This is a genomic window from Xanthomonas sp. NCPPB 4037 (assembly GCF_041475695.2).
Taxonomy (GTDB): domain Bacteria; phylum Pseudomonadota; class Gammaproteobacteria; order Xanthomonadales; family Xanthomonadaceae; genus Xanthomonas; species Xanthomonas campestris.
In genome coordinates, this window is the sequence record NZ_CM191261.1 from 2,319,998 (window position 1) to 2,332,676 (window position 12,679).

Genomic DNA, 12,679 nt, shown 5'->3' on the forward strand with positions numbered 1-12,679 from the left:
GAGCGGCGAGGGCACCGCGCGCTCGACCAGTCAGGCTTTTGATCTACTCACTTGACTGTAGCTAAACGACGCCACGACTCGATATCTCTGCGACCGTGAGCTGATTGAGTCGGCGGGCTTGGTTTCGATGACAACGTGTCCTAACAGTAGTGCATGCACCCACGTCCTGGACCAGCTAATCCGGTAACCATGCCTCACGCCAGCGATCGAGATTGCTGCCGGTCAACATCCAGTCGCGGCGAACCACTTCACGCAATGCCGCGCCCTTTGCCGCTGCAGCAGCCGGGTCGGCAAGATGCTCGCGGATCGCGCCGATCCAGTCGCGGTAACGGTTCTTGACCAGCGTAACGGGCAGATCGCCGCGGTAGCAGCGCACGTCGCTGGCGATCACCGGGTAACCGCAGGCCCCGTATTCGAGCAGGCGCAGGTTGCTCTTGCACTCGTTGAACAGGTTCTGCTCCACCGGGGCCAGCGCGATATCCAGGTCCAACGCGGCCAAGGCCGACGGGTAGTGGTCGATCGGCACGCCCGGCTGGAACTGGTGGATGTACTCGCGCAGCGCGAACGGATACATGCCCAGGAAGACCCATTCGACCTCGCCAGCGAGTTCCTTCACCACATCGGCGATCAGTTCCAGATCGCCGGTGTGGCTGGCGCCGCCGGCCCAGCCGATGCGGGGCTTGCCGCCCTGGCGCACCGTGCGTTCTGGAAGGGCATCCCACCAGTGCGCCGGCAACCGGTTCTCGACCACGCGGATATCGCCATGCAGCCCGGCAAACGCCTCGGCCAGCGCGGGCGTGGAGACCACAAAGCGGTCCACGAAGCTCAACCCGCGGCGCACCGTCTTGAGGATGTCCTTGGGCATGTGCGCGCGGTGCGCGTTCTTTAGCGGCAGGTTGGGCAGATAATCGTCGAGCTCATACACCTTGAACGCGCGCGACAACGCTTTCATCCGCCGCATCGCTTCCAGACGCGCTTCACCCACCTGGCGCTGCAGCACGATGACGTCGGGATCCTGACGCGTCAGCTCGGCAATGGTCAGATGGCCGTTGAACATCACCGCGTCCACCATGCCGGCGTCGCGCAGCGCCTTCAGCGGTTGGATCACGCGGTAATGGCCGCAGCCCTCGAAGTCGGCCGGCAGCGCCATCACCGTGGGCAGCGGCCGCCACGCTTCCAGCGGGCGCCAGCTCGCGCGCGGGTCGGCCAACCGGAAGCCGGTTCCGGTGTCCAGCGAGAACCCGGGGTTGTACGCGGGGTCGTGCGCCAGCAGCGGCAACCAGCGTGCATACATCGCTTCTTCGTCCAGCGCGGTGGCCGGCGCGATCTCCGCAGGGTCGATCAACAACTGCGCGCGTGGCGCAAAGACGTTGAGGTAGCCGGCCTGGTGCAGGCGCAGGCATAGATCGGCCGCACTCCACTGCGCCAGTGCCGGCTCCTCTGCGAAGCCGCCCGCATCCAGAAACAGCTGACGCGGCAGCATCAGGCACTCGCCGCCGAGTGCGGTGTAGTTCTGGTCCACCTGCAATCGATGCAGATAGCCGGGCTCGTCGAAGGCGCTGCCGGCAAACGCGCGGCCCACCGGCGCCCCCAGGCCCAGCAGCAGGCCGGCGTGGTGCACGGTGCCGTCGCCGCGCAGTAGCTTGCCGGCGACGGCGCCCACTTCCGGTCGCAGCGCATGGTTGAGCAGTTGGCGCAGCCAATCCGGTTTCATCACGGCCGCACCGGCATCCAGCCAGAGCAGCAGATCGCCCTGCGCCTGACCCGCCGCCGCGTTGCAGACGGCATCGGCACTCAGCGCGCGGGCGAAGCGCAGCACCTGGATCTGCTGGATCTGCAACTGCGCGATGCCGGCCAGCCAATCGCAGGTGGCCGGGTCGGTGTTGGCATGGTCGAGCAGCAGCAATTGGTAATGCGGGTAATCGGTGTTGGCCAGGATGCTTTCCAGGCAGCGTTGCACCTGCGCCAGGCGGCCATCCACGCGCACCAGGATGCTGACCAGCGGCTGCTGCGCATGCCGGTAATCCACCGCATAGCGGCCCAGGCCCTGATGGTGTGCGACTGCATCCACGTAGCCGCGCGCTTGCAGGTGCGCAGCGATCACGGCGTGCTCGTCTTCCTGCGTGCGCAGCGTGGACGGTGCGGCGATCAACAGCGGCTCGGCCACATGCGCGACGCTGGCCAGCCCGTCGCGCTCAACCAGGCGCAATTGGGCTCTCAGCTCGAACGCGGTGCCGGCATCGGTCGGAAAAACGCCATCGGCCAACAGCGTGCTGCGGCGGAACAGCCAATGCCGCGAGAGGGTGCCTGGCGTACTCAACAACGCGTCCAGGAACAGCGCAGGCCGCAGCACCAGGCCGAGCTGGTTCTGCTCCAGTGCCACGCCCTCATCGGCGTAAATCGCCTGGCAGGTGTGGGGCGTCTCGCTCATCCGCAGCGCGAGCATCAGCAGCCCGGTGGGCGTGAACCGGCTGCCGGCTTCGACCACCAACACCCAGTCCGCCGCCTGTTGCGCAGCAACGGCACGGTTGAGTGCAGGCACCAGGCCCTGCGCATCGATCAACACGCCATTGGCGCCACGCGCGGCGACCTGTGCCGCGGCACTGCTGACCACCCAGGTCTGCAGATTGCCGTACAGCTCCACCGCCGCAAGGCTGGCCAACGTAGTTTCGATCTGGGCCGCATCGCCGGCAGCATCGACGACGACCACCGCAATGCGCGGGCCACCGTCATGCGCATCCAGGCGCGCCTGCATCAAGGCGCGCTGCACGGCGCTGGGGTGGCGCACGGCCAACCAGGTCGGCGCGGTCACGTTCTCGGCCAAACCACCGCTTTGCACCAGCGCATCCAGCACATCGATGGACTTGAACACCCGGGCCTTGTCGGGGTTGAGCGGTGCCACCCGCACCAACCGGTTGTCGCCGGTCTCGCGCCGCCAACCGAGCTGGCGGAGGCCTTGTCGGAAATCCTCATGGCCTTGGTCGCCAATGCCCGGCTGGTCGCGGCCCGCCTGGCTGAACTGCGCGTTCGACACCCGAAAGTGCGTGAGCGGGTTCGCCAGAAAGGCCAGGTTGCCCCGGCGCAGCAGCTTGACGTAGAGCGCCAGGTCGCCCACCCAATGAATCACCTTGCCGTTCAACGACATCAGTTCGGCGCCCAGCGCCAGCACATCGGCGCGCCGGCACAGCACGCAGCTGGGCTCACCGATGAAGTTGATGGTGTGATCGGCCAAAAACGACACCAGATCCGGCCCATCGATCAACACGTCTTCGGCAAACGGAAAACAGGTGGCCAGGATGTCCGGCAGCACCTGATCGTCGTCATCGATCCGCCGACGCCGCGACGACGCCATCACCGTGCCTGGATTGCGCTCGATCGCCTCGACCAGCTGCGCTACACAGTCTGGCTGCAATACGTCGTCGTCGTGCAGGAATTTGATGTACTCGCCCTGTGCGAGCGCAACCGCTTTGATCTTGCTGCCGAGTTCGCCAAGCCGCGTTGCGTTGCGGTGATAGCGGATCGGGAAGGGCGCATCGGCCGACCGCGCTGCCACCGCCGCCTCGATCGTCCCGTCCGCATTGTCGTCGCAGATCACCAGCTCCAGCGCGGTGTGGGTCTGCGCCAGTACGCTGTCCAGCGCACGCTCGAAGAAGCGCAGCTTGTAGGTCGGCATGACAATGCTGACGAGGGCAGGAGAGGTCATGGGGGCAAGAGTCATTGCAGATGGCAGGAGAAAATCGGGCGGATTGGCGCAGCAGTCAGCGGTCACTAGGCCGCTGCCAGGGAGTGCTGTATGCGGGCAGTGTTGATGAAGACCGCATCCACTACACGGCAATAGCCTTGGGCGTCGACACTGGCGGAAAGGCAGGTATGCAACAGGAACCCGTTCTGCTGCATGAAATCGACCACCTCCGTGCAGGTGTAGGAGCCATGGAAACGTTCGATCACCGACAGCTCCAGCATCACATAAGTGATCGAGCGCAGCGACTCGACAGCGCCACGCAGGATCTGCAGTTCGTAGCCTTCGGTGTCGATCTTCAGCAGCACGGTCTGGTCGGTGCTTTGCAGCTGCGCGAAAACATCGTCGAGCCGGCGCAGGTGCACCGGTAAGCGCACGATGCGTTCATCACCCGTATCGCGGAGCGCGCTGCTTGCCAATAGCGAGCTCAACACCGGCGCGTCTTCGCGGTAATTGATGAAGGTGTGTTCCTCGCGGTCGGACAACCCGATCTGCAGGTACTGACTGCTCTGGAACTGTTGACGTACCCGTTCCACCTGCTCGGCAAAAAGCGTGATGGGTTCGATGAATACCACGTGCCTGGGTTTGAGTGTGCGATACAGATCCGGAGTGCCATCGGCGACCCCGACGTCGATGATGGTTTGCACGTCGGTGAGCAATTCCAGGTTGCGCCATTTGACGAAGCCGTTACGGTTATCGATCGCAGGCGCCGGCGCTGCGGGCATGTAACGCGTCCATTGGCCGATGGCAGTGGTCGCCGCAGTCGGCCGCGGTGTCTCGCCGTGCGCGGCCGCAAGACGCGTTTCATCCAGCAGCAGATGTGCGGCTTGTTGACTGGCTTGCGCGCTCAAGGCGTGGCAGCGCAGTGGTATGGATGCTTGCGCCCCGTGTGCATGCAACACTGTTTGCAGTGTCTGATCGTCGCCTTCCAGCAGGACATAGCGCAGCACTGCTGCCTTGAGTTGCAGATCGTGCAATCCAGCGAGCACGGCCGCCGGGACATCGCGCCATGCAGCAATGCGCAAGTGTGTGCCCAACGCTCGCAGCACCGCCATGGCCTCATCGCTGTGCGCATGCTCAATCAGCACGATGCGCGCGCCTTGCGTATGCCACTGCAGCCAGCTCTGCAGCACCGCGTTGATATGCTCGGCGGAAAAACCGTGATGCAGAAGCCAGGCCATGCCCCAATCCACTGCGGTCCAGGGCGCAGGCATATGTATGACTGCGACGGTTTCCAGGCCCAGCGCAAGCGCAGCAGCCAAACGGTGCGCACCATTTAGTAGCCGGCCGTGCGCATCGATAGGAATTGCGCAATGCCTCTGGAAGCCCTGTTCACGAAGCTGCTCAATGAGCATGGCAAATGCCAGCTCGTAGTCGGCCACGCACGTCTTGCCCAGCGCATCGGGCTCCTGGCCAGCGGTGCGCTGCTGGATGTGCTGGCGATACAACGCCGTGGCGTCGATCATGTCATCGGACACTTGGCCCATATAGTGTTGCGCGAAGCGTAGCTTGACCGCGATATCCAGCCTGTCCGGCGTCCATAGCTTCGCTGGCGCGACCCATTCGACGGCCTGCGGATCTAGCAGACAGGCTGCCTCAAGTGGCGCATTGCTGCTGCCCAGGCGCTCGGCGGCCGCGTACAGCGCCACAGCTTGCTTCGGCTGTTCTGCGCGTAGCAGTCGTGCCAGTTCAAACTGCCACTGCGGATTGTTCGGCTCCAACGCGACTGCCTGGCGCAGCCGCGCTCGTGCCTGCTCCGTGCGGCCCTGTTTGAGCAGCAGCATGGCCGCCTCTGCGTTGGCCGTGGCGGCATAATTCGAGCGCATCAGTGCGCCGGCTCGGCGAGTCGATCAAACACGTAGAACGCCCGCTCGATGATGCCGTCGTCCTTCAGCAGCCCGCGTGAGTGCACGCGGAATCCGGCGTCAAGCAACTGCGGAATCGTTGCGAAGAACGTCGTGTCATTAGTGGCCAGGTTGTTGCTTTCCAGGATCAAGCGCCCGCCCGGTGCAAGCAAATCATGCAGGACCGCCGCGTATTCGGCGATCGGCATTCCGATCCACACGTGCACCGCAAACGAGAAAATGACGTCGTACCGCTGCTGCTGGGTGGCCATGAAGTCGGCGAAGCTGCTGCACTCGAAGTGGCAATTGTCGATCCCGCGCGCTGCCGCCATCCGTTGCGCGATGTCGATCAGCGCCGGTGTATGGTCGATGCCGTGGTAGTGCCGGATCACCGGCGAAAGCGCCAGCCCGAACATGCCGATATTGCAGCCGATGTCCAACACGCTGGCATGCGCCGGCAGCCAGCTATCTACCCGATACTCCGCGAGTCGCTGCAGGGTAGGTCGCTGGCCTGGGAGCTGCCAGCCTTCATGGCCTTGGTACAGCTGACCACGCCCGAATTGCAGTGGGGCCGCGGCAATCTGTTGCTGGATTCTCTGTACGCAGCGTTGCCAGCGCGCCTCATCTGGCGTAGCGCTGTCCAGCGCAAGGTGCACTGACGCAGAATTTATCTGCGCGGTACTAAAAGGACCGCGCTGTTCCAATGCCTCCACGCGTTCGCGTAGTCGCGCCAAGCCATTGCGGGCAACGGTTTCGGAGGGCAGTGTGCGCTCCCACGTCAGCACCTTGGAATAGTCCCACCATTGATCGATGGTTTCGCGTGCATGATGGTGCATCAGTGGCGGCAGCTCGGCGAGCCGAGGTGGCACACGTTCTGGCGAGAGCAGCTGGTGCCAGAACCCAGGCGCCAGCAACGACTTGAAGTGGATTTGCTGGTACGCCTGAGTGGCGGTGCAAGCGGCATCCGCAAGCGGCACGAAGGGACGGAACAGAGTGTGTGCGGTCTTGTCGAACCACTCCGCCTCCTGCAGCATGCCAGACGAAATACTCACCAGCTGCACATCCTGCTGCGCGCTGAGCACTTGATAGGCGTTCTGCAGGCAGGCTCCGGGAGTCTGGCCGGTGATGCGTTCTAACGCCTCCCGTTCGTCCTGCGCAAACTGTCCGGCAAACGGGTGTGGTTTGTAGAGCAGACGACGTGTGGCACATCGCGCACGCAGCTCCTCGGCGAAATCCTCGCAACGCAACGAACGACCATCGTCGGTAAGCAGGGATGCATCGTAGGGCGCCTGTCCGACGAACAGGAGTGCCCCCTCCAGATCGGTGAGCACATGGCCCCGCTCATCTTCCATCCGGCGCTGGTGCATGCGCACGTTGGCTGCCAGAACGGCTGCCTCCAAGCGCAGCTCGTCCCCGACGACAGCAGCCCCGCCAATGCGTGCGCGCATGTCTGCGTCGCTGCAGCGCAGAGCAATGTAGAGATCGCGCCCAAAGCGCAGCGGAGAAACCCGTATATCGATGAAGGCGATGCTTTCCCTGATACACAGCGCAATCAGCCAGGGCGGCATCTCGAAGGAGAGTATCAGTGCATTGGCCGGCAGGTGCACCAGCAGATAACTGCAGGCTGGATCGCTAATACGATGGTAGCGGGTTGCCCACTCACCACCACCACCGAGTGCAAGCTTCCGAAAGTGGGCGGCATCAAAGCCCTCTTGCAGGCCGCCAACCTTGTCATCGCGAGGCTCAACGCCGATGTCCGCTCCGCAACCCTGTCGGATCGGCTCACGGATCAGATCGAAGAACCCGTCGGGAAAGGCTGGCGCCTGTCGGATGAGATCCGGGAGCAGCACAAGGTTCATCGTCATCCGTTGCGTTCCAGTGTTGGTGATCTACTGCGGGGGGTGCGGTGTAGCAATACGGCGGTCAAGGCAGCTCAAGGCTGGGCTTGAAGCCAATGCAAGAGATGTGCCTAACGTGAAGGGCAGCCAGATACCTCGTTTGACGTACCTTGATACGCGTGCGCCTTGCCGAGCGCAGCCTCAAGCCACGTCAACTACCGCTGATTGCAGCTTTGCGAAAGTCAATTCCAGCCCTGCAGGCCCAGGACGGTCACAGCGTAGAGACAGCTGCTCAATCGGGAAAGCGCCAAGGCACTGCAGCAAATCGGATGGACGCCGCAGACGCACCTTTGCCAGTAGGTTCTCGGTGCAATGATCTAGCCACTTGAGCACTGCAACGGGTTCCTCAACATCGATACGGACAAACTTGTTGTCGGCCTTGATATCAGGCGCCGCCGCCGCGCCAACGTGGTCTTGCCGCACGGTAGTGTCACTTGCATGCAGGCTCGACAGCGCAGGCTTGATGCCAAGCCCACCTAGCAGAAAGGCAAGTCGCGTTCCTTCCGCTTGCACGCTGCCTGCAGAGAACGAAGAAAACCCATAGGTGAACCCACCAATGTTGTGATGGACCACTGCCTGCTCAATAAATGCACTGCGCGTGTCAGCGATCTCCCAGATCACGCCGTTTCTGGCAATGGCTTTGAACGCTTCGGCATACGGGTCTTTACGCATGAAAAACGGGTGCTCCGATGCATCTGCAGTAACCACAGCACTTAAAGCTGCTATTAAACCGCTCTGCAGGAACGAGAGGTATGCGCCAAAGGTACGATTGGAGAGTGGGTCAGGCCACCGGCCAGTAAAGCTTTGCAGATCCCTTTGGGCCGTGTCGTCAAACGCTTGTGGCAACGTGATCACGCCAAGCGAGCGGGTCATCTTCCTGCGCGCGAGATGCTCAGCATAGCCCCGCAGCAACTCGCCTTGATCCACTAAGCGGAGCCCATGCTCACGAATGCGGCGCATCCATATCGCCCTCTGTACGCCATCTTTAACCAGTAACAAGACATTGGTATTTGATGAGTTCTCATGTGCGAGGAACTCATCGGTTTGCATCAAAGGTATCGTGTCGACGTTCTCGGTCAGTAAAACATCATGCACGATGGCCATTGCTTTCCATGGAAGCTCCGGATCCATGAGTGCCTGCTTGAGGACGACAGAGGCTGGTGCGGTGTAATCCCAACCAATGAAAAAGAGTGGTGTGGGCTTCAGCACGTTAGTCCTCGTAGCGGTTTTTTAAAGTAATAGGTCTGCGTGTCGCCAATATATCCTTCGCGAAGTGCTCCGCTTCGAGGACTCTGCGAATTGGTCGCGACCACCTTGCCGTCAGCACCAACGATGGTGCAATCAGCACCCTGCCAGCTGATCAATGTCATCCCGTGCTGCTGTCCAAGCTCCAGCATCTCTTCGACAGAGTAGTGTTTGTAATGCCAGCGATATGGGTTCTTGGACAGATCAACAACACTCGAGTTCGGCGCCGAAATGATCAGGCGTCCGCCCGGCTTGAGCGCATGCACCATCAAGCCAAAGAACAATGCGCCGTTTTCGACATGCTCGATGGACTCCATGGAGACGATGAAATCAAAGTGATCGGCGGGCAGTGCAAATGGGAAGAATTTGTGCGCGAACATGGCATTGAGGTCGACATATGTCTGCGAGGCACGCGCGATCGACTCTGCTGACCCATCAATGCCTAGCATGAAGCAGGGTAAGCCCTGGGCCAGAAGATGAGTTCCATAGCCACCTCCACAGAAAATGTCTGCACCGAGCAACGGTCCTGGCATGTCGCTGAGTGCTTGTCGCGCAAACGCGTAACGTGCCAGATGGTCTGGAGGAATCTCGTCGATTTTCAGCGTAACGACGCGCTCGCCGCTAGTCAGCGCGAAATCCCGGTCAATCAAGCCCATGGCATGCTCCTTCTGAGTCAAAGCTGATTAGTACGTATTGGTCTGTCCATTTCAGTTAAATCTGTTACGCGGCTATTGAAGGATTCGAGCCCCATCGACAAGGAGCCCATCGAAGAACGAACGATCAGCTAGTGCCGCTGGTAGTTGTCCGCCGAGCAACCATTCACAGTGCTTGCCCACCTGCGTACGCGCGCATGCAATGCTGCCTGCACTGAGGGTTGAGCCCGTGCCGATCTGTACTTGCTCGGCCAGCAACACACCTGCCCGCAGACTCACGCAGCTACCGAGCTTCACGTCACGATCCAGCACGACCTGCCGATCCAGCCAGCTGCCCATGCCCAAGGTACATCCGCTGGCGATGCTGCAACCAGGGCCAACGAGAACATTGCCCATCAGACGCACGCCAGGTTCGACAACCGCACTGGGCGAAACCAGATTGAATGTCCTGTAGCCGGCTAGCCTGACTACCGCAATCAGTGATTGGCGCGCATAGTTGATCGCACGCTCGTCGAGTGCAACGAACACCGCGGTGTCTTCGGATGGGTGCTCGGCACGCAATGAGCTGATATCGAAGTTGTAACCATCAGTACTCGTCAAAGGCAGCCGCATGGGCTCCAGGCCGAGCTGGCCTGCCAGCTCGAAGGCTGTATCCAGCGCCCATCCAGTCCCCGCCACGATCTGCCTGGTCACGGGCGTTCCCCAAGCACCTGGGTGCGGTACCAAAGATGCTGGTTGACCAGCTGCAACTCATAGTCGCCATGCATAAACGGACCTGCTTGAGGCCGGAGTCCTCGCTGAAGGCGTTCAAGCACGTCAGTGTCTTCAGCGATCACGGTCCGCTCGCCACGGATCAGGGCGCTCAGCAATGCGGTGAAATCGGTGCGCTCATTCTTGCGGCGTGCCGTCATCATCCACAAGTGATAGTCGGTTTCGCCTGGCGCCACCGGCTCGTATTGCTGGAGCAGAAAATGCTCACCACGAACGCTGCAGAAGTTGACGTTTGGGTAGATGAACCAATTGTAGTAGATGTGCTCGCTACCGTAGGTATCGCACAGTGCGTTGAACCAGGAAGTCTGGGGCTGTAAAGCCGCCTTCGTAGAGAAACTCAACGTCTCCAGCGCAGGGGGCTCCCCGTTGTGCAGCAATTGCTTCACGACCGATGGTGCGTTTGCGGTAGCGCCCGTTGATCGGACTGGCGCCGTCATCGCAGGCAGGAAGGTCTTTGGATGCACGAATGGAACATGGTTGTAGTCCTTCACATTCTCCATGTTGAGCTTCCAGTTGTAGCGGACCCGATGGCGGCTATAGATCACCTGCGTGTCGAGGTGCGACGATGCCTGCCGCAGCTGCTCCAGAAACGACTCGTTGAACTGCGATTCCAGCGCTATCGGTTGCGGCGACAGGTTGACGAACAGCAAGCCGCCCACTTCTTCCACATGCAGCTTGTGCAGACAGATGCGTTCGCGTTCTTCCGCGTCAAACCGGTATAACTCGGCGTTGGGCATCGCCCGCAGTTCGCCCTCGGCGCCAAATGACCACGCGTGGTATGGGCACACCAGCGGCCGCCGTCCGGCATCGGCCGTTTGAATCGCCGAAAGGCGGTGGGGGCACTGATTAACGAACGCACGGATGCCTGCGGCCGTCCGCTGAACGAGGACATGCGTGCCAGCGATGGTGCGCGTAAAAAATTGGTTGCGTTCGCGCACCATCGAACTGAACCCTACGAAATTCCAGAGCCTTGCGAAAAGTCGCTGCTGCTCCAGCACAAACGTATCGGCGCTGGTGTAGTGCTGCGCATCCAGTGCATGGCGGGTCATGATCGGCATCCTGTAATGGCGCTGGAGGGCATTGCCGCTCAGGCCTGGTCTACAGGCTTGTTGAAGATGGAACGCGCCGGGTTACCAACCACGGTCTGGCCAGCGGCAACGTCCTTGAATACGACCGAACCCATACCGACAACAGCACCTTCGCCAATGGTGACGCCTCGGGCGATCAAGGCGCCTGTATTGATCACTGCGCCCGCGCCAACCTTGACGTTACCGGCAAGCACGCAACGCGGCCCAATGTGCACATAGTCGCCAATGTCCACGTCATGGCCGAGCAAGACGTCCTGATCGATGAAACCATAGCCGCCAATGCGGCTGTCCACGCCACAGCTGACGTCGTATCCGAAGTAGGTGGGCCCGTAGACGGTACGTGCTCCCAGCATGCAGCGCGTACGCACAGAAATGAATTCCGCACCCTTCGCCAGCAACGGTACGACTTGCCGTTTCCGCATTGCTGGGTCACCGATGGCTGCAACAAACAGATGATCCGAAGCGGGAACAAAGCTCATGGGCTCGCCCAGCCACGGGTAGTAGAGCGCAGGTGAGACTGCGTCGGCACCACGCTCATCGAGAAATCCGCCGATGACCCAGTCGATGCCATGCCCGTAATCCACCTGCAGCTGCGCAAGCACCTGACGTCCCAAACCGCCAGCGCCGAGAATCACCACGCGTTTCATGCTTACGTCCTTACTTAGCTGATCGTCAAACCACCGTCCATGACCAGGCTCGTGCCGGTGATCCAGCGACTGGCGTCGGATAGCATGAAAATGGCCGCATTGGCTACGTCGTCCGGCTTGCCGAACCCCAAGGGGTAGTTGGCACGTTCGGCATCCAGCGAGCCAACTACCTTTGCGGTCGCATCGAGGAGTGGAGTATCCACCAACGCCGGGGATAGGCAATTGACGCGAATCCCCCGCTTGACTACTTCCATTGCCAGGCAGCGCGAATACGCGATGAGTGCGGCCTTGGATGCAGAGTAAGCACCCACCCCGGCCACGCCAATATGCGCGGCGATCGAAGCGATGAATACGATAGAGCCATCCGTGGCAATCAGATTACGTTTGAGCAATCCCTGGGTCAGCAGGACCGGTGCGTCGACATTGGTGGATTGCACTTCGTGTAGGTGCGCTTCGCTCATCATGCGTGCTGGGCACAAGCGCGAAATGCCCGCGCTATGTACCACACCATGCAGCGGCGCGGAGAGCGAAGACACCAACGCATTACGCTCATCGGCGACGGTCAAATCGGCGTTTACCGCCTGATGCGACACCTCGGAAATGGCACTCAGCTCGTCCAAGGTTCCTGTCAGCCTGGCGGTATTGCGCCCGGTGACCACTAATTCGGCTCCCATGCGCGCGCAGCTGAGTGCAATCGTGCGGCCCAAGCCCGAGCTGGCGCCGGTAACAAGCAGGCGTTTGCCGACAAGGCTGAAAGGATTGAAGCGGCTCTGGTCGTTCACGTGGTCTCGTCT

General features: G+C 61.4%; 9 protein-coding genes. All 9 read right to left on the minus strand.

Going from position 1 to position 12,679, the window contains the following annotated elements; translation table 11 throughout:
• Positions 1 to 175: 175 nt before the first annotated feature.
• Complete coding sequence (locus ACCQ01_RS10320; RefSeq protein WP_228432981.1) at positions 176 to 3,673, minus strand: glycosyltransferase; 3,498 nt, start codon at positions 3,671 to 3,673, stop codon at positions 176 to 178.
• Between the two features lie 95 nt (positions 3,674 to 3,768).
• Entirely contained in the window at positions 3,769 to 5,565 is a 1,797-nt protein-coding gene (locus ACCQ01_RS10325; protein ID WP_228432918.1) for an FkbM family methyltransferase, read from the minus strand.
• Positions 5,565 to 7,448, minus strand: a complete 1,884-nt coding sequence (locus ACCQ01_RS10330; protein ID WP_228432919.1) for a class I SAM-dependent methyltransferase — start codon at positions 7,446 to 7,448, stop codon at positions 5,565 to 5,567. The genes ACCQ01_RS10325 and ACCQ01_RS10330 overlap by 1 nt, the downstream gene beginning before the upstream one ends.
• 174 nt (positions 7,449 to 7,622) lie before the next feature.
• Entirely contained in the window at positions 7,623 to 8,690 is a 1,068-nt protein-coding gene (locus ACCQ01_RS10335) for a hypothetical protein (protein ID WP_228432920.1), read from the minus strand.
• Positions 8,684 to 9,382, minus strand: a complete 699-nt coding sequence (locus tag ACCQ01_RS10340; protein ID WP_228432921.1) for a class I SAM-dependent methyltransferase — start codon at positions 9,380 to 9,382, stop codon at positions 8,684 to 8,686. The genes ACCQ01_RS10335 and ACCQ01_RS10340 overlap by 7 nt, the downstream gene beginning before the upstream one ends.
• Before the next feature lie 72 nt (positions 9,383 to 9,454).
• Positions 9,455 to 10,072, minus strand: coding sequence for an LbetaH domain-containing protein (locus ACCQ01_RS10345; protein WP_228432922.1), 618 nt, complete (start codon positions 10,070 to 10,072; stop codon positions 9,455 to 9,457).
• Positions 10,069 to 11,199 (minus strand): aromatic ring-hydroxylating oxygenase subunit alpha, encoded by a 1,131-nt coding sequence (locus ACCQ01_RS10350; RefSeq protein ID WP_228432923.1) that lies wholly within the window; start codon positions 11,197 to 11,199, stop codon positions 10,069 to 10,071. Before ACCQ01_RS10350 ends, ACCQ01_RS10345 begins: the two co-directional genes overlap by 4 nt.
• Before the next feature lie 38 nt (positions 11,200 to 11,237).
• Positions 11,238 to 11,885, minus strand: a complete 648-nt coding sequence (locus ACCQ01_RS10355) for an acetyltransferase (protein WP_228432924.1) — start codon at positions 11,883 to 11,885, stop codon at positions 11,238 to 11,240.
• A gap of 14 nt (positions 11,886 to 11,899) precedes the next feature.
• Positions 11,900 to 12,667, minus strand: coding sequence for an SDR family NAD(P)-dependent oxidoreductase (locus ACCQ01_RS10360; protein WP_228432925.1), 768 nt, complete (start codon positions 12,665 to 12,667; stop codon positions 11,900 to 11,902).
• Between the last annotated feature and the right edge of the window lie 12 nt (positions 12,668 to 12,679).

Coding starts and splice junctions, on each gene's coding strand:
- ACCQ01_RS10320 (WP_228432981.1), bottom strand. CDS start 3,673: ATGCCGACCTACAAGCTGCGCTTCTTCGAGCGTGCGCTGGACAGCGTA.
- ACCQ01_RS10325 (WP_228432918.1), bottom strand. CDS start 5,565: ATGCGCTCGAATTATGCCGCCACGGCCAACGCAGAGGCGGCCATGCTG.
- ACCQ01_RS10330 (WP_228432919.1), bottom strand. CDS start 7,448: ATGACGATGAACCTTGTGCTGCTCCCGGATCTCATCCGACAGGCGCCA.
- ACCQ01_RS10340 (WP_228432921.1), bottom strand. CDS start 9,382: ATGGGCTTGATTGACCGGGATTTCGCGCTGACTAGCGGCGAGCGCGTC.
- ACCQ01_RS10350 (WP_228432923.1), bottom strand. CDS start 11,199: ATGACCCGCCATGCACTGGATGCGCAGCACTACACCAGCGCCGATACG.
- ACCQ01_RS10355 (WP_228432924.1), bottom strand. CDS start 11,885: ATGAAACGCGTGGTGATTCTCGGCGCTGGCGGTTTGGGACGTCAGGTG.